We start from the raw sequence: 19,883 nt of genomic DNA on the forward strand, positions 1-19,883 counted from the left end.
AGAGTTTGGCTAATGCACACTATTGATTAATGCATGCTAAGTGATGCGCTATTGGGCCCCACTTAATGTAAAGCATCATAATCAACGTAAAATACCATTATTCCCACGGCGCAAGTGGAGTAAGATCAAAAAAGCCATCCTCAGGGATGGCTTTTTAATTAGACTGGCAAAATTAGCTTAATTTGCCATGGCACTGTTTATATTTACGACCTGATCCACATGGACAGGGATCGTTACGCCCCACCTTTTCACCTTCGCGCACAACAGGCTGAGTCGCTGCAAGTGCTTGGGCCTCTTCGGCACCAACTAATGCCTCTGCTTCTGCATGTTGATAATCGCGACGGATCTTAGCTTCTTCTTGACGACGACGCTCTTCCATCTCTTCGACATCGGACTGCGCTTGCACTTGTACCTTTGACAACACACTGATCACATCATGCTTTAAGGTATCTAGCATCTGCTGAAACAGCTCAAACGATTCACGCTTGTACTCTTGCTTTGGATTCTTCTGCGCATAACCACGTAAGTGGATACCTTGACGTAGATGATCCATTGCCGCTAGGTGTTCCTTCCACAGGCCATCGAGTGTCTGCAACATGACCGCTTTCTCGAATTGACGTAGCACCTGAGCACCGACCATCTCTTCTTTAGCTTGATAAGCTTTTACCCACGTATCGACGATACGCTCGCGTAACGTTTCTTCGTGTAGATCATCTTCTTTATCTAACCACTCTTGCACAGGCATCTTTAAGCCATACTCTTGCTCAAGACGGGTTTCAAGACCTGGAACATCCCATAACTCTTCTACCGACTGAGGTGGAATGTATTGATCGATAAGTGCATTAACCACATCGCCTTGGATGTTGACGATAGTATCTTGAATACTGTCGGCATCCATCAATTCATTACGCTGTGCGTAAACCACCTGGCGTTGATCGTTGGCCACATCATCGAACTCGAGTAGTTGTTTACGGATATCGAAGTTACGCGCTTCTACTTTACGCTGCGCATTTTCAATCGCACGAGACACCCATGGATGCTCAATCGCTTCGCCTTTCTCCATACCCAATTTCTTCATCATTGAAGAAACACGCTCTGAAGCGAAGATACGCATTAAGCTATCTTCCATCGACAAGTAGAAACGTGAAGAACCGGCGTCGCCCTGACGACCAGAACGACCACGCAACTGATTATCGATACGACGCGATTCATGGCGTTCGGTACCAAGAATATGTAAACCGCCAGCGGTAACTACTTCATCGTGTCTAATTTGCCAATCGGCTTTAATTTTGGCTTTTTGCTCTGGTGTTGGATTATCGAGTGCTTCGATCTCCATATTCCAGTTGCCACCTAACACGATATCGGTACCACGACCTGCCATGTTAGTGGCAATCGTGACGGCACCTTTACGGCCAGCCTGCGCCACAATATCAGCTTCACGTTCATGGAACTTAGCGTTAAGTACTTCGTGAGGGATCTTGGCTTTCTTTAACAAGCTATGCAGCAGTTCAGATTGCTCAATCGAAACGGTACCAACTAATACAGGCTGACCGCGCTCACGGCAATCTATGATGTCTTTGATGATCGCTTCATATTTTTCGGCCGCTGTTAAGTAAACTAAATCGGGATGATCTTTACGCACCATAGGGCGGTTGGTTGGGATCACTACGGTATCGAGACCATAAATATGCTGGAACTCAAACGCCTCGGTATCGGCAGTACCCGTCATACCAGCCAGTTTTTCATACTGACGGAAGAAGTTCTGGAAGGTGATCGATGCCAGCGTTTGGTTTTCATTTTGAATATGCACGCCTTCTTTAGCTTCGACAGCCTGATGCAGACCTTCAGACCAACGACGCCCCGGCATAGTACGACCCGTATGCTCATCGACAATGATCACTTCATTGTCTTGCACGATATAGTCGACATCTTTTTCAAATAATGTGTGTGCACGCAATGCGGCATTCACATGGTGCAATAAAGAAATATTAGCAGCAGAGTAGAGTGAATCACCTTCGGCAAGCATACCGCGCTCGGTAAGCAGTACTTCCACTTTCTCTTGGCCACGCTCGGTCAAATGAACCTGCTTGGCTTTTTCATCGACAGAGTAATCGCCCTCGCCCACTTCCTCTTCGGTATCTTCTTTCTCTTGACGAATAAGATGAGGAATTAGGGTGTTAATCTTTTTATACAGTTCAGAGCTGTCTTCAGCAGCGCCAGAGATGATCAATGGCGTACGCGCTTCGTCGATAAGGATCGAGTCAACTTCATCGATCAATGCATAATGCAGCGGACGCTGTACACGCTCGGCTGGTGAAAACGCCATATTATCGCGCAAGTAATCGAAGCCAAACTCGTTGTTGGTACCGTAGGTAATATCAGCATCGTAAGCCATCTTCTTCTCAACTTGACCTAAGCCGGCAACGTTAATGCCAACAGTCATGCCAAGGAATTCAAAAAGAGGGCGGTTATTTTCGGCATCGCGGCGGCCAAGTAATCGTTTACTGTGATCACGTGAACCCCTTTGCCCGTAAGTGCGTTCAGATAAGCTGGCAGGGTGGCTGTTAAGGTTTTACCTTCACCAGTGCGCATCTCTGCAATACGGTTACTGTCAAGCACCATACCACCGAGCAATTGCACATCGAAATGACGCATATCGAAAACACGTTTCGAGGCTTCTCGCACGACGGCGAACGCTTCAGGCAACACATCATCGAGTGTCTCTCCTGCAGCTAAGCGCGCCTTAAATTCAGCGGTTTTTGCCTTTAATTCTTCATCCGAGAGCTTCTCGAAATCAGCCTCAAGCGCATTAATTTTAATGACAACCTTACTAAGGGCTTTAAGGGTGCGATCGTTACGACTACCAAATATTTTTGTCAGTAATTTACCAAACATCTGAACCACTTTTATGTTATTGGCTTAGTCTCTATGGAAACTGAAAGCCTATTTTTAATTTAACCTGCCTTGCGGTAGACATATTTTTTAGGATCTATCTGCTGCCCATTTCGCAACACTTCATAATGCACATGGGGACCCGTCGAACGACCCGTACTGCCCATTTGGGCAATACTGTCGCCTTTGGCGACCACATCACCTACAGCTACTGACAAAGACTTATTATGTCCATAGCGAGTACGCAGACCATTACCATGGTCAATTTCGACTAACTCACCATAACCAAACATACTGCCTGACCAGGTTACGACACCGCCAGCGGTTGCCACAACATCGGCCCCCTCTTTACCAGCAAAGTCGATACCTTTATGCATCGTTCTTCTGCCATTAAAAGGGTCATTACGTAAACCGTAGTGGGATGATAACCAACCTTTTTGGATCGGACGTCCCGAGATATAACGCTCATCATCTATATGGAGATTAGATGTCACTGTTTCAAGTAGTGCTAATTGAACATTATTGTTATCTATGCGAGAGACTAGCCTATCCATATCTTGGATAAGCTGATCGAGTTCGATGTTGCTGCCTAGTTCACTCAGGCCGCCGACACCGACTTCTGAAGAGAAATCGAATTGATCTTCGAGTTTGTAATCTTTGGCAACTTGTTGCCCCAGCGCCTCTAAACGAGTCACTTTGGCCTGCATGCGGGCGACATGAGTCACCAGCATCGCCAACTGCGATTCTGTGGCACCTTTTAACTCGATGAGTTGATGCAGCTGTTCTTCTCGAGCAACACGTTCGTTATCAACGTTGTTTTGTTGCTGCACAATTTGTTTAGCGTGATGCTGGTATAGCCCGGTACCTGCTGCAATGAGCAAAATAGGGAGTAATAGCCAACGTTTGCCTGGTTGCCAGCGCGTGGCACCATTTCGACCTTGAATAAAAACTGTTACACTCATAGCCTCATTAAGCCATTTTATTATGTGATGAAATGAAAAAGCCCCCGCAGGATCTAAGCCAGTTACTACATCAACAAGGTCAGTTACCTTCACTTGCTGAAAAAGCAGAACTGTTACTTCACTTGGATCACTATGTGAAACAGGTGATGACAGGTCCTGTCACGGAGCAACTTAAAGTTGCCAATTTCCGTCAAGGTGTTCTTGTTATCGAAACCACAACTGCTGCATGGGCCGCTAGAATTAACTTTCAAAAACCCAAAATGTTACAGCAGTTACAAGCCGAAACGCTCCCCATGCTGTCCGCTATCGAGGTTAAAGTCAACCCAGGCTTGAACTTGTATGAAACAAAATCAAAGCCAGCTCACAACCAGATTAGCGAAACTGCAGCGGCCCATATACAGGCCCTAGCTGATCATACCGAAGGTTCACTAGGCGTAAAACTAAAACGGCTGGCTGCTTTAGCCAGCCGTTCAAGGCAATCTTAATATCGAGTTAGGCGAAGGTGGCGCCGCTTGGCACCGCAAAGCTCACAGGAGCCTCTTCTTCTTTCTCGAAACTCACAAGCTCCCAAGCATCTTGTTCAGCCAGCAGCGCACGCACTAATTGATTGTTAAGTGCATGGCCTGTCTTGTAGGCGCAAAACTCACCCACAATCGCATGACCGGCTACATAGAGATCGCCAAACGCATCGAGTATCTTGTGCTTAACAAACTCATCCTCATAACGCAGACCATCGGGGTTGAGGACGCGATATTCATCAAGCACAACGGCGTTCTCCATACTGCCACCTAATGCTAGGTTGTTCGCCCGCAGATATTCAATATCACGCATAAACCCAAAGGTTCTTGCACGACTAATATCACGAACGAAAGCTGATGAAGAAAAATCCATCACCATATGTTGCTGACTTCTGGCGATTTCAGGGTGATCAAAATCGATAGCAAAATCGACTCTAAAACCTTTATATGGACGTAACTCGGCCCACTTATCACCATCTTCAACACGTATGGGACGCTTGATCCTTAAATATTTCTTTGCTGCTGTCTGTTCTTGTATTCCTACTGATTGCAGCAGGAAAACCCATGGACTGGCACTGCCATCCATGATCGGAATCTCGGGCGCATCGACTTCAATGATAGCGTTGTCGATCCCAAGTCCCGCTAATGCGGCAAACAGATGCTCTATCGTTGAAATACGAACACCATCATCATTGACCAGCGCAGTACACATGGTCGTTTCACGCACTTGATCCGCCTTGGCTGCTATCGCAACGTTCGGGGTTAAGTCGGTACGTACCAAGACGATTCCGGTATTGACTGGTGCGGGCTTGATCGTCAAAGTCACCTTATTACCGGAATGCAATCCGACACCGGTGGTTTTAACCATCTCTTTAACAGTTCTTTGAAAAATCATGTAGTTACCCGTTATATCTCAACCAAAGCAATGTATTTTTGCACAACAAAACAGCGCGCATAAGCGCAGCAGGTCGGACATGCTAGCATATGTTTGCCATTTCACCAAAATATACTGGTTAAATCAACTCACCAGTTATCTTGATAATAACCGCAATCCACCCTGCTATACACAGCCGATTAATCAGCTTGCTTGCGCAAAAACGCCGGAATATCTAAGTAATCAAGATCGTTTTTAGGCTGAATTGTCGGCTCAACTTTGTGCACCGGCATGACATTACCACCGACCATAGGTTGCATCGCCTCTTCAACAGGTAACTCAACCTTAACCTCGGTGGCAGCCACTTGCTCTTGACGTGGAGCAGGCTTAGACACCAACTGAATGTCAGGCTTTTTCTCGGCGCCAATACCTGTTGCAACAACCGTTACACGTAGCTCATCGCTCATTTCTGGGTCGATAACCGCGCCCACTACCACAGTCGCGTTGTCAGATGCATAAGCCTTAACATGGTTACCCACGGTTTCGAACTCTTCGATGCTCATGTCCATACCGGCGGTGATGTTAACCAATACACCACGCGCACCAGCAAGATCGATATCTTCTAGCAGCGGACTGGCTACAGCAGCTTCGGCCGCTTCTTCTGCACGGTCTTCGCCACTGGCCACGCCAGTCCCCATCATGGCATTACCCATCTCTGACATGACGGTTTTCACATCCGCGAAATCCACGTTGATAAGACCTGGGCGAGTGATAAGCTCGGCAATACCTTGCACCGCACCAAGCAATACGTTGTTTGCGGCGGCGAATGCGTCGAGTAAAGAGGTGCCACGGCCTAATACTTTAAGCAGCTTCTCGTTGGGAATCGTGATCAAAGAGTCAACATGCTTCGCGAGCAGTTCGATACCTTGGTCCGCATAAGCCATGCGCTTTTTACCTTCGAAAGGAAACGGCTTAGTCACCACTGCAACGGTGAGAATGCCCTCTTCACGGGCGATCTCGGCAACCACTGGCGCAGCGCCAGTACCTGTACCACCGCCCATACCTGCTGCAATAAAGATCATATCTGAGCCTTTAATTGCATTGCGGATATTTTCTCTATCTTCTTCTGCCGCTAAACGACCGATTTCAGGGTTTGCCCCGGCGCCGAGCCCTTTAGTAACATCACGACCCAGTTGGATCGTTGTGCCAGCCGCAGACTTACGTAACGCCTGAGCATCTGTATTTGTGGCAACAAACTCAACACCTTCGATGTTGTGCTTGACCATATGTTCGACAGCGTTGCCGCCACCTCCACCGACGCCGATAACTTTAATCACCGCCTCGTCTGAATGACTATCCATGATCTCAAACATGGTATTATCTCCGTTTAGTCTGCGTTATTAAATTAAAACTCGCCCTTAAACCAGCTCTGGACTCGATTCCAAAGACTGGTGACCCCTTGACGCTCTGGGCGCTCAAACTGACGTTCGATCACCCTTCTTGCGCCGTAATGCAACAACCCAACTCCCGTGGAGTAGATGGGTTGGTTTACATATTCAAATAAGCCTTTTACCGCTAATGGCTCAGCTACACGCACTGGCATACCAAAGGTGGCTTCTGCCACATCTACCGCACCTTCAATCGATGCCGTGCCGCCTGTCAATACAATGCCCGCGGCGACTTGATCTTCCATGCCGCAGTCTCGTAATTCTTTACGGACTAATTCAAACAGCTCTTGGTATCTAGGCTCGACCACTTCAGCCAAGGTGTGGCGCGACATAGTACGCGACGGACGCCCACCGACCGATGGCACTTCGATACTGTCTTCACGGCTGACCATGGAACTACGCGCACTGGCATACTGCACCTTTATCTGCTCAGCATGAGACAAAGGCGTACGGAATATTTTGGCAATATCATTAGTCACTTGATTACCTGCCACTGGTACTACGGCACAATGACGTAGCGCGCCATTGGTATAGATAGTGATATCGGTTGTACCGCCGCCCATATCGACCAGACATACACCTAAATCTTTCTCGTCGTCAGTTAATACCGAATCCGCCGAAGCAATGGCAGAAAACACCAGATCATCAACCTTTAACCCGCAACGCTCGACACTCTTAGTGATATTTTTAGCCATGTCGTTAGCACAAGTAACGATATGCACCTTGGCTTCCATACGCATGCCCGACATACCGATAGGGCTCTTAATACCATCTTGCACATCAATCGCATATTCTTGCGGCAACACATGCAAAATACGGCGCTCAGTTGGGATCTTAACCGAACGAGCAGTGTGGATAACGTTATCGACATCTTCTTGAGTGACTTCTTCGTCGTTAATCGAGACCATGCCATTTTCGTTTTGGCATTGGATATGCTTACCCGAAATGCCTAAATAGACCGAGGCCACTTGGCAGTCGGCCATCAACTCGGCCTGATCCAATGCACGTTGAACACTGCGCACCACAGAGTCGAGATCGTTAACACCGCCTTTATCCATGCCGCGAGAAGGATGACTGCCTAAGCCAACGACACTGATCTCTCCATCAGGTAACACCTCGCCAATGATCACTGCGACCTTCGATGTCCCTATGTCCAATCCAACGATCAGATTTCTATCTTGATTCTTGGTCATTACTTAATGGCTCTCATCTTGTGCATTATCCCAACCTACGGCCAACCCGGTATCGTAGCGCAAATCCACTCTGGCGACAGGTTTGCCTTGCGCAACCAATGTGGGGTACACATCGATAAACCGTTGAACCCGTGCCATTTTATCTTCTCGTCCTAAATTTAACTCTATGCCGCTGTCTAAAACACCCAGCCATGCATGTCGAGGACTCAACTCTAAATGGGTTAATTTAAATCCATTTATGGTGAGTAACTCACCGATCTGGCGATAGTGGGTTAACACCGACATCGCCTGATCGTTTGGGCCAACTAAACTCGGTAATTCATCTATTCCAGGTTTCATTGGTGCCTCAAATACTTGCCCTTGCTCATTAACCCAATCGACTTCATTCCAATGGGCAACAGCTTTTTGCTCTACCAGATAGACCTTAAGCTTTGCCGGCCACTCACGTCGCACCGACGCTTGATACACCCAAGGCAAACTTTCTAGTGCCTCTTGTACCTGATTCACGTCAGCCGAAAAAAAACTACGCTGCATCAAATCTTTCAGTGCCGCTTGGATCTCTGCGTCACTGGTAAATTGTCTATCGCCCTTTACCGCCACCGCCTCAATAGGCAAGGCATCGGCATCGTTGAGCACTAGGTTTAACTTCCACGCTCCCATAAGCAGCGCACTGAATACCAGAAACAGAAAGATCAATCCAAGGCACAGATACCAATCGACCTGTAATAGTCGCTCTCGCCCACGTTTAAACCGTTCGTTCCAGGACACGAATTACCGCCCTAACGCACTTGATTTAGGATGAAAAACAACCACACAACTACACGTGTAACTTATTAAATAACCTGGCATTATAACGACCTCAACCATAGCGTCAAAAGCTTCATCCTCGGCCTACCTTAACCTTGGTAAGACCGTCACACTTCCACAGGTTCAAATAACAAATTGGCATCGGCCAATTGGCGGCTAATTGCCCCAATGTTGCCAGCACCTTGAGTCAGTAATAGGTCACCCTCTTGTAACACCCCAGGTAAAATCGTTTCTAATTGCTGTGGATCGGCGACAAAAATAGGGTCAAGTTGCCCACGTTGACGAATTGAGCGACACAAGGCACGACTATCGGCGCCCGGCACTGGTGCTTCACCAGCGCTATATACATCGAGTAACAACAAGCAGTCGACCTGAGCCAGCACATCGACAAAATCATCATACAAATCGCGAGTACGGCTGTAACGATGGGGCTGATACAGCATCACCAGACGCTTATCCGGCCAGCCAGAGCGAGCCGCCCTAATGGTTGCCGCGACTTCACTGGGGTGATGCCCATAGTCATCGACTAACATCACGCTACCCGCTTGAGTGTTAAATTCACCCAACTGCTGAAAACGACGGCCAATACCCTGAAATTCAGCCAAGGCTTTAACAATGGCATCATCTTCAATTTCATCTTCGGTTGCCACGGCAATAGCCGCCAAGGCATTAAGCACATTGTGTTGCCCAGGTAAGTTAACGCTTAAGTCCAGATCGGCCATCGCCTCACGGCGCACGGTAAAGCTACAACGATAACCTTGCTGTACAAAATTGAGCGCCTGCACATCGGCATCTTCGCTAAAGCCGTAAGTCACCACCTTGCGACTGATGCGAGGCAACAACTCTCTTACCACTGGGTCGTCAATACAGGCCACCGCCACCCCGTAAAAAGGCAGATTGTGCAAAAAGTCGATAAAGGTGGCTTTGAGCTTCTCAAAATCACCGCCATAGGTGTCCATGTGATCGGCTTCAATATTGGTGATCACACTCACCATAGGTTGCAGGTGCAGGAAGCTCGCATCACTCTCGTCCGCTTCGGCTATCAAATAACGGCTCTTACCTAAACGTGCATTGGTGCCGGCGCTATTAAGCAAACCGCCAATGACGAAAGTAGGATCGCGCTCAGCCTGACCATAAATACTGGCAATTAAACTGGTGGTGGTGGTTTTACCATGAGTACCGGCAACGGCAATGCCGTGACGATAGCGCATCAATTCGGCCAGCATTTCTGCCCGGCGAACAATGGGAATGCGCAGATCTTTAGCCGCCAAAATTTCAGGATTAGTGGCATCAATCGCGGTGGACACCACTACCACATCGGCGCCTTGCACTTGTGCAGCCTTATGGCCGATATATACAGTGGCGCCTAAACGACGTAAACGAGTGGTCACAGCATTATCGGCGATATCCGATCCACTTAGACGGTAGCCCTCATTGAGCAACACTTCGGCAATACCCCCCATACCCGCACCACCGATGCCAACAAAATAGATCTGTTTAACCCGGCGCATCTCAGGGATAATGCTTCTTAAAGGGGCGTATTTTTCTTCGGTTTTACTCATCTGAATCCTTATTTGCCAGCGCGGTGCACACGGCCGCCACTCGCTCTGTTGCATCTAACACTGCGACACTTCTCGCCAATTCGCCCATCTCTCTCAGGGCGTTGCGATCACTCGCCAGCATCTGCAGTTTACTGATCAATTTGTCACTATCTAATACGGCTTGCGGCAATAAAAAGGCGCCGCCTGCCTCAACTAATACTTGAGCATTTTTGGTTTGATGATCATCTACCGCATGGGGATAAGGCACCAACATACTCGGTAAGCCAACCGCCGCCACTTCTGACACCGTCAGCGCGCCAGCGCGGCACAACACCACATCGGCCCAGCGATACGCAGCTTCCATATCATCTATAAATTCAGCCACTTTGACTATGCCTGACTGGCCACGTTGTAAATAGTCGTTTTCAACACTCGCCAGGTTGCCTTTGCCCACCTGATGCCACACAGTGATCGAATGATGCTGACTCACCTCAGCCACCACTGCCGGCATTAAGTCGTTAAAGACCTTAGCGCCCAAACTGCCGCCCACCACTAACACACGCAAGGCGTCATCGGTGCTGACTGCGCGGCGCTGGCCTAAGTTAATCAGCTCGCGGCGTATGGGGTTACCCACCACTTCGGCGCCACTCTCAAAGGTGTTATAGAAAGCACACAGCACACGGCTGGCGATACGCGACAACAGTTTATTGGTCATGCCGGGAATTGCATTTTGCTCATGCAACACCAGCGGAATACCACTAAGCCTTGCGGCTATGCCACCAGGACCACTGGCAAAACCGCCCATGCCTAATACCACATCAGGCTTAAATTCGTTAATCACCTCACGGGCTTGCATAATTGAGCGCACAATTTTAAACGGCGCCGCCAACTTACGCAGCACACCATTACCACGCACCCCCTTGATATCGATAAAGTCGATATCAAAGCCATGCTGAGGCACAAGGCGCGCCTCCATCCGCTCTGCGGTGCCCAACCAACGCACCTGCCAGCCTCGTTTGGCTAAATGCTTGGCCACCGCTAACGCCGGGAATACATGCCCTCCCGTGCCGCCAGCCATGATCAAAATACGTTTTTGTAAGACCATTATTTCACCTTGCCTTGCACTGCCTGTATCAGGCTTAATCGCCGTTCATGGTCAATTCTAATTAATATCATCGCGGCCGCGGTCATCACCCAAAGGCTACTGCCGCCATAGCTAATAAAAGGCAGAGTTAACCCTTTTGTCGGCAACATGCCAATGCTAGCCCCCACATTAACCACGGTTTGAAAGCAAAACCAGATGCCAATTGAATAGGCTAAATAGCCTTCAAAAGCCCTGTCTCTGAGTAAGCATAAATTGCCCAGCTTAATCGCCCGAAGCGCCACAAATAATAAAGCCGACAACACAAAAATGATGCCGACAAAACCCAACTCTTCCCCAATCACCGCAAAAATAAAGTCGGTATGAGCCTCGGGGAGGTATTCCAACTTTTGAATACTGTTACCCAATCCTTGACCAAACCAGTCGCCACGACCATAAGCCATTAACGATTGCGTCAATTGGTAGCCGCTACCAAAAGGGTCCTGCCAGGGATCCCTAAACGAAGTGACTCGTGCCATCCGATAAGGCTCTAACATCACCAAGACAACAAATGCCACCGCACCGGTTAAGATCAACGCAAAGAAGTCGAGCAATCTCGCCCCGGCTAAAAACAATAACCCGACCGTGCCCACAAACAGCACCACCACAGTACCTAAGTCCGGTTGCAGTAAGATCAAGAAGGCATAAAGCGCAAATACTGCGATCGGTTTATAGAAGCCTTTAGCGTTCTCACGCACCTCTTGATGTCGCCTGACCAAATACCCCGCCATGTAGATCGCAAAGGCAAACTTAGCGAGCTCAGCCACCTGAATGCGCACCGGCCCAACGGCTAACCAGCGTGTGGCACCATTAACCGTGGTACCGATAAGGGGCACCAAGACCAACATAATGCCAACCAACAACAATAATATCGGACTAAACTGTTGCCAACGGTACATCTCAACTCGCAATACCGCGGCGGCGATAATCACACACCCGCAGATATAGGCGACATGACGCCACACAAAATGAAATGGATTACCGGTTAATGTCTGTGCCTCTGGCATAGAAGCCGACATCACCATAATAAAACCGAAACAAATTAAACCGATAATGGCAAACAGTAACGAGCGATCGTATAGCTGCATGCCCGGCGCATCACGCTGACTAAACAGATTAGGTAGCGACCAATGAAGGCCGCTTCCAAATAGGTTGAGTTGGCGCTCATGGCTACGCATGCCCAGCCTCGGTATCGAGCGCAATGACTTGCGCACGAAAATCGTCGCCACGTTCCATAAAGTTACGATACATGTCGAGGCTAGCGCACGCCGGTGATAGCAGCACTATGTCGCCATCGTTCGCTAAGCGAGCCGCTTGCTCAACCGCTGCGGCCATAGAGTCGACCTTTATTGCGCCGTCAAACAATGCCGCAATATTATCGCCATCTTTGCCTAAGGTGATTAGCTGGCTGACGCCCTGCAGTGCATCTTTAAGCGGCGAAAAGTCTGCGCCTTTATCGTCACCACCTGCGATAAGGACTATCTCGCCTGCATGGCTAGCCAATCCTTGTAATGCCGCCAGGGTAGCGCCCACATTGGTCGCCTTAGAGTCATTAACAAACATCACGCCATTGCGTTTAGTCACTAACTCACAACGGTGAGGTAATCCGGTAAACTGCTGCGCCACTTGCACCATAGCCGCCTTAGGAATACCGGCACTGTCTGCCAGCGCCATCGCGGCTAACAAGTTAGCGTGGTTGTGGCTACCGACAAGGGCAAGCTCGCTTACAGCCACATATGCTGTGGTGCCATGCACCAACATGCCATGTTCAATGCCCCATTCATCACCTTTAGGTGCCGATAAACCAAAGCTTTGCAGGTTCATTGGCTCGCCAGGCATGGTTTGAGCGTCATCGCGATTCACAATCACCAATTTAGCCTGACCATATAGACTCAGCTTGGCCTGACGATACGCCTCTAAATCGGCGTAGCGATCCATATGATCTTCACTGATATTGAGACATGTTGCGCTAATACATTTAAGGCTGTGCGTGGTCTCTAATTGGAAACTAGACAGCTCCAGCACGTACAAGGCAGATTGCTGGTCAAGCAGATCTAAGACCGGCACACCAATATTGCCGCCCAGCACATAATCAAGCCCAGCACTCGCGGCCATCTCTCCCACCAATGTCGTGACGGTTGACTTGCCGTTTGAGCCAGTGATACCAATCACGCAGGCTGAGCGATCGGCTATCGCACGAGCAAACAGCTCCACATCACCGACCACATCAATCCCCATATCGATAGCAACCCTAATTTCCGGGGTATCGAGCGGGATGCCTGGACTAATCACAATTTGGCTCGCTTGCACTAAATAGCGGCAATCAAATCCACCGGTAAGCAACTCGACCTGCGGGAAATCACAGCTCAGAGCTTCACGGCCAGGCGGATGCTCGCGGCTGTCCATCACCAGTGGCGTGATCCCTTGTTTCGTTAAATAACGCACCACCGACAGCCCTGTGGCTCCCAGTCCTAATACTATGTGCGTATAACTACTCGTCATGAGTGTTTACCTTAACTTTAAGGTTGCTAAGCCTAGCAACACTAAAAACAGTGAAATAATCCAGAAACGAACAATCACCCGTGGTTCTGGCCAGCCTTTTAATTCGTAGTGGTGATGGATGGGTGCCATTCTAAAAATGCGTTGGCCGCGCAGCTTGTATGATCCCACCTGCAAGATGACCGACACGGTTTCCATTACAAATACGCCGCCCATGATCACCAGTAAAATCTCTTGGCGTACTAGCACGGCTATGGTTCCGAGCGCCGCGCCTAATGACAAAGAGCCCACATCGCCCATAAAGACTTGTGCTGGGTAAGTGTTAAACCACAAGAAACCCAAGCCTGCGCCCACAATTGCGGTGCAGACAATCACCAACTCACCTGAACCTGGCAGATAGGGAATGTGTAAATAGCTAGCAAACTGCACGTGCCCTGAAAGATAGGCAATCAGAGCAAACGCCGCCGCCACCATCACCGTTGGCATAATCGCCAAGCCATCGAGACCGTCGGTCAAGTTAACCGCGTTACTTGACCCGACAATGGTGAAGTAAGCCAAGACGATAAAGAGCCCACCCAACTGCGGCATCACATCTTTAAAGAACGGGACCACCAACTGGGTTTCGCCCACAGTTTGCGCCGAAGCGTACAAGTAAAAAGCGATGGCCAGTGCTGCTAATGATTGCAAGATATACTTCCAGCGAGCAATCAAGCCCTTGGTATCTTTACGCACCACCTTACGGTAGTCATCAATAAAACCAATCAGACCAAAAGCCGCCAGTACAAACAACATCACCCACACATAACGGCTGCCCAAATCTCCCCACAGCAGCACACTAATAAACACGCCGGCTAAGATCAGCAATCCCCCCATGGTAGGGGTTCCGCGCTTACTAAAGTGTGATTCAGGGCCATCGTTACGCACCACTTGGCCAATTTGCAATAACTGCAAACGTTCAATCATCTTAGGCCCCCACCACAGGCTAAATAGCATGGCAGTTAACAGACCAAGGATCGCCCTAAATGTCACATAAGAAAAAACGTTAAACCCTGAATAATACTGGGTTAAATACTCAGCCAGATAAACCAGCATTAACACAACTCCTTGCGCTCGAAGGCGGCAATTAGGGCTTCGACCACGCGCTCCATTTTGGCACTGCGAGAGCCTTTGACTAACACAGTCACATCTCCATCTAACTGGTTAAAATAATTAATTAAATCGACTACTAACTCATCTAAATGGGTAAAGTGTTGCCCCGAAAATGCGTCACTGCTGTTTCGGCTAAGCTCTCCGAGTGAGAACAGGGCATCGATCCCTTGCAACTTGGCCTTTTCACCGAGCTGCCAATGTAAAAGGGACGCATTGTCACCTAATTCGCCTAAATCGCCCAGCACTAAACAGCGATTTCCGTTAATTTCTTGAAGCCAGTCAATTGCCGCCCCTACCGAGGCAGGATTGGCGTTGTAACTGTCATCGACTAACAAAATTCGTCCCAGCTGTGTGGGCAACATACGGCCTTTTACCGGCATCAATTTGTGTAAGCCATCGACAATCTCGTGCAGCGACAGCCCTAAGGCTAAACAACATGCGGTGGCTGCTAAGGCATTACTCACCTGATGGCGCCCCGACAACGGCAAACTCACCGGATAGCACTGCTGCTGATAGTGCAGGTTAAAGCGATAGCGTCCCACTACATCGGCCTGTAAGTCGCAAGCGACGACATCGGCCCGCTTAGCAAGCTCTGGCTCAGCTTCAGTGCTCTCTTGTATCGAAAAGGTCAGCTGTGCAATGCCTGCGGCCGCAGCATGCATCACATCGGCAAAAGCGTCATCGGCATTGATCACCGCAACGCCTGCTTTTGCCAGATGGTTGAAAATTTCAGACTTGGCCTTAGCCACACCGTCCAGTGAACCAAAACCCTCTAGGTGCGCCGAGGCGACATTATTAACCAGAGCCACATCCGGTTGCACTAAAGATGAAGTGTAATTAATCTCGCCGATATGATTAGCGCCTAATTCGAACACGCCAAATTGATGTTGCGGCTCTACACGCAGCAGGGTTAAGGGCACGCCAATCTCATTATTGAAGTTACCCGCGGTGTAAAGTACCTGATGCCGCTGAGACAAAATCGTCGCGACCATCTCTTTAACACTGGTCTTGCCATTAGAGCCGGTCAGCGCCAGCGACTTAGGCGCAACTTGTTGTTTTACAAAGGCACCTATTTGGCCCATCGCCAGCTGACTATTGCCTACGACCAACTGCGGTACGGGTAATGGCAACACACGCTCGACTAACAAGGCCACGGCTCCGTTATCAACCGCTGTGGCGGCAAAGTCATGGCCGTCGAAACGCTCCCCTTTTAGGGCGACAAATAAGGTCTGCGCATCGACGGCGCGGCTATCGCTAGCCACTTTGCTTACCGTTAAGTCATCACCGACTAATCTGCCACCGAGTTGAGTGGCTAACTGCGTTAAGGTTAAGGGGATCATACGGCTCTCCCAGCAATCGCGGCCGCTAAGGCGCGTTCATCATAATCGATACGGCGCCCAGCTATCTCTTGATAAGCCTCATGGCCTTTACCTGCCAGTAAAATTAGATCGCCTGGGGCTGCATTGGCCACCACTTGCTCAATCGCTTGCTGACGGTCAACACTTGTCAGCGCCATCTCAGGTTGAGCAAGTCCGGCGATAATATCGGCAATAATAGCTTCGGGAATTTCGCTACGGGCATTATCACTGGTGACCATTAGACGATCGGCATGCGCCTCGCCAGCTCGTGCCATCAATGGGCGTTTGCCTTTATCCCTATCGCCACCACAGCCAAACAAACACCACAGCTGCCCTTGACAATGGCCTCTAAGCGCCGTTAATGCTTGGGCGAGTGCATCTGGCGTGTGGGCATAATCCACCACTAACGTCACGCCATTTTGGGTCGTAAAACGCTCCATGCGCCCAGCGACAGGTTGTAACCTTGCCACATGCTTAAGCAGCTCTGTCATGGAGTAACCACACAGATACAAAGCTCCTAATGCGGCGACCAAATTGGCCAGGTTAAATATGCCCAATAATGGGCTATCCACTTGGGCTTGTCCCTCTGGCCAAACTAATGTGGCACTGACGCCATTAGCATGTTGCTTTACCTCTGTGGTGTAAATGGCAGCACGAGGATGAGCGTTAACGCTGTAACCGACAAGGGGTTGGCCATGGCTATCATCGAGCCACTGCTCACCAACAGGATCGTCGATATTAAGTAGCCCATGAGACAAGGAGGCAAAACGAAATAACCGCTGCTTTGCAGCGCCATAGGCGTCCATCGTGCCGTGATAATCGAGGTGATCACGGCTTAAATTAGTAAATATCGCCACATCAAAGGGCACCGCATCGACACGCCCCTGTACCAGCCCATGACTCGATACTTCCATGGCACACACCTGCGCGCCTTGGTGATTAAACTCATGCAGCTGACGCATCACAGTAATAGGATCGGCAGTGGTATTACCGCTATCGACTAACTGCCCCCAAATCCCATTACCTAGGGTGCCCATAACCGCACTGCGACATGCCATGCTCTCACACAACTGGGCAATTAATTGGGTAACCGACGTTTTGCCGTTAGTGCCAGTCACGCCGATGATTTTACAACGCTCGACGCCCAAGTGATAAACTTGCGCCGATAAGGCTGACAACTGACGTGATAGCTGAAAGAAAAAAATCTGTAAGCCACCTTCATGGCTCACTTGCCCATGCAACTCTGGCGAGTCGGTATGCACAATGGCGGCATTCGCACCATTTGCAAAGGCGGTTGCAATATATTGCCGACCATCGACCTGGTGGCCAGGCACGGCAATGAAGACACAGCCAGGCGAAATATCGCGGCTATCTAAACTTAAATGTGTCATCGCTTCTGGGCCCGCATAATGAAACCAGGGCGCCAGTACATCACGCAGTAACATTATTCACCTCTCCTAACATTACCGGCTAATCTCACTTTTTCTGGAGCACTAATAGGCTCAACATTCAACATCTGTAACGCCCCTGACATCACTTTGGCAAACACTGGAGCTGCAATATCACCGCCATAATAACGATCGCCTTTGGGTTCGTTGACCACGACGACAATCGCCAACTTAGGATTATGTACCGGAGCCACACCAGCGAATAACGCCACGTAGTCGTCACCATAGCCACCAGCTACCGCCTTACGTGCTGTGCCCGTTTTACCCGCAACCGGGTAACCATCAATATGGGCTTTCTTGGCGGTGCCACCGGGCTCGGTCACCCCGATCAGCATCTGCATTACGTTTTCGGCCACCTCGGTCGATACCACGCGCTGCCCTTCAGGTGGCTGATTTAATTTAAGAATGGATGAAGGATACAAGATGCCACCACTGCCGAGCATGGCGTACATTCTGGCTATCTGCAGCGGCGTTACTGTTAAGGCATAACCAAAAGAGAGGGTCGCACGTTCAAAATCAGACCAGCGGCGGCGATCATGAATGAGCCCGGCGCTTTCACCCGGAAGGTTAATGCCTGAATAGCTGCCCAGCCCCATCGCTTGGTAATAACCTAATAGCTCTTGCACCGGCATAGAGAGCGCAATTTGGGTCATGCCCACGTTGCTTGAATGCACCAATACATCGGCAAGGCTCATGTCACCGTAGTTACGTCCATCACGCACAATTTTGCCGCCGATGCGAATGCGCCCCGGATGAGTCTTAAAAATCTGATTGGCTTCAATGGTGCCCGCTTCCAATGCCGCCGCGACCACAAACGGCTTAATGGTTGAGCCCGGTTCATAGGCATCAGTAAGGGCACGATTACGCATGCGGTAACTCTGCAAATTTTCGCGAGAGTTAGGGTTGTAAGAGGGTGTATTCGCCATCGCTAGCACTTCACCGGTATGCACATCGAGCACCACAATCGATGCAGACGTGGCTTGGTTAATTTCCGTGGTACGCTTAATCTCGCGGTAGGCTAACTGCTGAATGCGCTGATCGATACTGAGCACTAAATCATTAGAGTTTTCACCCGCTTGCACCATGTCTAACCGTTCAACCACATGACCATCGCGAGACTTACGTACCTGTTGCTTAGTCGGCGTGCCCGTCAGCCAGTCGTTATAGGTATTTTCAATGCCTTCAATACCGATATCATCAATATTGGTCAGCCCCACCAGCTGCGCCGAAATTTCACTGGTTGGATAGTAGCGCCGTGACTCGGCTTTTAGGTACACGCCGGGTAACTTAAGCTGCTTAATGTAATCGGCAACGGCGGGCGTGACTTGGCGCTTAAGGTAGGTAAAGCGTCGCTTAGGGTTTGATTGCACCCGCGCCAGAATCTCGCTTTTAGGTTCGTGCAATACGTCGGCCAACGCTTGCCAGCGACGCATATCGGCAAAACCGTCTTTATCATGCACCACTTTAGGATCGGCATAAACCGCCTTAACCGGCACACTTACGGCAAGCATTTCGCCGTTGCGGTCGGTGATCAAGCCTCGATGTACTTCGCGGCTCGTGGTACGTAACGTGCGCATATCACTCTCGTGACGCAGTCTTTCGGGCTCAATAATCTGAATATACGCCGCGCGTCCCACTAAGCTGGTAAACAACAGACACACAAACGCCACGACGACGTATAGACGCCAGTGGATAAGTTGTGGTTTTTGCTTACGTTTAGCCTGCTTTTTCACGGTATTCTTATCACCACTTCTTCGTTAGGCAAGGGCCTAATCATCTCTAATTCTTTGGTCGCTATACGAGTCACACGGCTGTGCTCAGATTGCGACTGCTCTTCTAACAGCAAATTACGCCACTCAATATCGAGGCGGTCACGCTCTTGCAATAACTCTTCCCACTGACTGGTGTATTTGCGACTGGCATGGCTGGTGTACACCACCAACACGGCATTAGCTAACACGGCCACCGCGAGCAACAGCACCCACTTGTGATGCCATAAATCCAATAACACGATGCGGGTCAAGTTGAGCTGTGTTTTACTCACTAGCGCCCC

At 49.5% G+C, this 19,883-nt stretch carries 15 protein-coding genes and 1 pseudogene; 1 reads left to right on the top strand and 15 read right to left on the bottom strand.

Annotation, left to right across the window (positions count from 1 at the left end):
* Positions 1–172 precede the first annotated feature (172 nt).
* Together secA and AC5YBZ_RS15670 are read right to left on the bottom strand one after the other, a co-directional pair.
* Positions 173–2,895 (bottom strand): annotated as a pseudogene (gene secA, locus AC5YBZ_RS15665) (preprotein translocase subunit SecA).
* A gap of 59 nt (positions 2,896–2,954) precedes the next feature.
* Positions 2,955–3,854 (bottom strand): peptidoglycan DD-metalloendopeptidase family protein, encoded by a 900-nt coding sequence (locus AC5YBZ_RS15670; protein WP_494520749.1) that lies wholly within the window; start codon positions 3,852–3,854, stop codon positions 2,955–2,957.
* A gap of 32 nt (positions 3,855–3,886) precedes the next feature.
* Between AC5YBZ_RS15670 and AC5YBZ_RS15675 the strand changes: the two genes are divergently transcribed.
* Entirely contained in the window at positions 3,887–4,339 is a 453-nt protein-coding gene (locus tag AC5YBZ_RS15675; RefSeq protein WP_494520748.1) for a DUF721 domain-containing protein, read from the top strand.
* A 7-nt stretch (positions 4,340–4,346) separates the two neighbouring features.
* On the opposite strand, the gene lpxC is transcribed toward AC5YBZ_RS15675, so the two are convergent.
* From lpxC to ftsL, 13 genes are all read right to left on the bottom strand, one after another.
* The gene (lpxC, locus tag AC5YBZ_RS15680; protein WP_494520747.1) at positions 4,347–5,267 is read right to left on the bottom strand and encodes a UDP-3-O-acyl-N-acetylglucosamine deacetylase; all 921 of its coding nucleotides are present in this window, start codon (positions 5,265–5,267) and stop codon (positions 4,347–4,349) included.
* Positions 5,268–5,446: 179 nt separating this feature from the next.
* Positions 5,447–6,619, bottom strand: a complete 1,173-nt coding sequence (gene ftsZ / locus AC5YBZ_RS15685; RefSeq protein ID WP_494520746.1) for a cell division protein FtsZ — start codon at positions 6,617–6,619, stop codon at positions 5,447–5,449.
* Between the two features lie 32 nt (positions 6,620–6,651).
* The gene (gene ftsA / locus AC5YBZ_RS15690) at positions 6,652–7,887 is read right to left on the bottom strand and encodes a cell division protein FtsA (RefSeq protein ID WP_110457551.1); all 1,236 of its coding nucleotides are present in this window, start codon (positions 7,885–7,887) and stop codon (positions 6,652–6,654) included.
* A gap of 3 nt (positions 7,888–7,890) precedes the next feature.
* Positions 7,891–8,655: a cell division protein FtsQ/DivIB gene (locus tag AC5YBZ_RS15695; protein WP_494524008.1), complete on the bottom strand. Its 765-nt coding sequence runs from the start codon at positions 8,653–8,655 to the stop codon at positions 7,891–7,893.
* A 146-nt stretch (positions 8,656–8,801) separates the two neighbouring features.
* Positions 8,802–10,256 carry a UDP-N-acetylmuramate--L-alanine ligase gene (murC, locus tag AC5YBZ_RS15700; protein WP_494524009.1) on the bottom strand — a complete coding sequence of 485 codons (1,455 nt, stop codon included), beginning with the start codon at positions 10,254–10,256 and terminating at the stop codon, positions 8,802–8,804.
* The gene (murG, locus tag AC5YBZ_RS15705; RefSeq protein ID WP_494543166.1) at positions 10,249–11,340 is read right to left on the bottom strand and encodes an undecaprenyldiphospho-muramoylpentapeptide beta-N-acetylglucosaminyltransferase; all 1,092 of its coding nucleotides are present in this window, start codon (positions 11,338–11,340) and stop codon (positions 10,249–10,251) included. The genes murC and murG overlap by 8 nt, the downstream gene beginning before the upstream one ends.
* Positions 11,340–12,554, bottom strand: a complete 1,215-nt coding sequence (ftsW, locus tag AC5YBZ_RS15710) for a cell division protein FtsW (protein ID WP_475515048.1) — start codon at positions 12,552–12,554, stop codon at positions 11,340–11,342. The genes murG and ftsW overlap by 1 nt, the downstream gene beginning before the upstream one ends.
* A complete protein-coding gene (gene murD, locus AC5YBZ_RS15715) occupies positions 12,547–13,878 on the bottom strand; it encodes a UDP-N-acetylmuramoyl-L-alanine--D-glutamate ligase (RefSeq protein ID WP_494543167.1) in 1,332 nt (443 codons plus the stop codon). Before murD ends, ftsW begins: the two co-directional genes overlap by 8 nt.
* Before the next feature lie 6 nt (positions 13,879–13,884).
* Positions 13,885–14,967 carry a phospho-N-acetylmuramoyl-pentapeptide-transferase gene (gene mraY, locus AC5YBZ_RS15720; RefSeq protein ID WP_494520740.1) on the bottom strand — a complete coding sequence of 361 codons (1,083 nt, stop codon included), beginning with the start codon at positions 14,965–14,967 and terminating at the stop codon, positions 13,885–13,887.
* Positions 14,967–16,364 carry a UDP-N-acetylmuramoyl-tripeptide--D-alanyl-D-alanine ligase gene (locus AC5YBZ_RS15725; protein WP_494520739.1) on the bottom strand — a complete coding sequence of 466 codons (1,398 nt, stop codon included), beginning with the start codon at positions 16,362–16,364 and terminating at the stop codon, positions 14,967–14,969. Before AC5YBZ_RS15725 ends, mraY begins: the two co-directional genes overlap by 1 nt.
* Complete coding sequence (gene murE, locus AC5YBZ_RS15730) at positions 16,361–17,830, bottom strand: UDP-N-acetylmuramoyl-L-alanyl-D-glutamate--2,6-diaminopimelate ligase (protein ID WP_494543734.1); 1,470 nt, start codon at positions 17,828–17,830, stop codon at positions 16,361–16,363. The genes AC5YBZ_RS15725 and murE overlap by 4 nt, the downstream gene beginning before the upstream one ends.
* Positions 17,827–19,563: a peptidoglycan D,D-transpeptidase FtsI family protein gene (locus AC5YBZ_RS15735; protein ID WP_494524012.1), complete on the bottom strand. Its 1,737-nt coding sequence runs from the start codon at positions 19,561–19,563 to the stop codon at positions 17,827–17,829. The genes murE and AC5YBZ_RS15735 overlap by 4 nt, the downstream gene beginning before the upstream one ends.
* The gene (ftsL, locus tag AC5YBZ_RS15740; RefSeq protein ID WP_494520737.1) at positions 19,560–19,874 is read right to left on the bottom strand and encodes a cell division protein FtsL; all 315 of its coding nucleotides are present in this window, start codon (positions 19,872–19,874) and stop codon (positions 19,560–19,562) included. Before ftsL ends, AC5YBZ_RS15735 begins: the two co-directional genes overlap by 4 nt.
* Positions 19,875–19,883: the final 9 nt, after the last annotated feature.

It is taken from the genome of Shewanella sp. 553, assembly GCF_059338375.1.

Excerpts from the sequence above, each read along its gene's own strand:
- ftsA (WP_110457551.1), bottom strand. The coding sequence starts at position 7,887 with ATGACCAAGAATCAAGATAGAAATCTGATCGTTGGATTGGACATAGGG.
- murD (WP_494543167.1), bottom strand. The coding sequence starts at position 13,878 with ATGACGAGTAGTTATACGCACATAGTATTAGGACTGGGAGCCACAGGG.
- lpxC (WP_494520747.1), bottom strand. The coding sequence starts at position 5,267 with ATGATTTTTCAAAGAACTGTTAAAGAGATGGTTAAAACCACCGGTGTC.
- AC5YBZ_RS15675 (WP_494520748.1), top strand. The coding sequence starts at position 3,887 with ATGAAAAAGCCCCCGCAGGATCTAAGCCAGTTACTACATCAACAAGGT.
- murG (WP_494543166.1), bottom strand. The coding sequence starts at position 11,340 with ATGGTCTTACAAAAACGTATTTTGATCATGGCTGGCGGCACGGGAGGG.
- AC5YBZ_RS15725 (WP_494520739.1), bottom strand. The coding sequence starts at position 16,364 with ATGATCCCCTTAACCTTAACGCAGTTAGCCACTCAACTCGGTGGCAGA.
- ftsW (WP_475515048.1), bottom strand. The coding sequence starts at position 12,554 with ATGCGTAGCCATGAGCGCCAACTCAACCTATTTGGAAGCGGCCTTCAT.
- AC5YBZ_RS15670 (WP_494520749.1), bottom strand. The coding sequence starts at position 3,854 with ATGAGTGTAACAGTTTTTATTCAAGGTCGAAATGGTGCCACGCGCTGG.
- murC (WP_494524009.1), bottom strand. The coding sequence starts at position 10,256 with ATGAGTAAAACCGAAGAAAAATACGCCCCTTTAAGAAGCATTATCCCT.
- ftsZ (WP_494520746.1), bottom strand. The coding sequence starts at position 6,619 with ATGTTTGAGATCATGGATAGTCATTCAGACGAGGCGGTGATTAAAGTT.
- mraY (WP_494520740.1), bottom strand. The coding sequence starts at position 14,967 with ATGCTGGTTTATCTGGCTGAGTATTTAACCCAGTATTATTCAGGGTTT.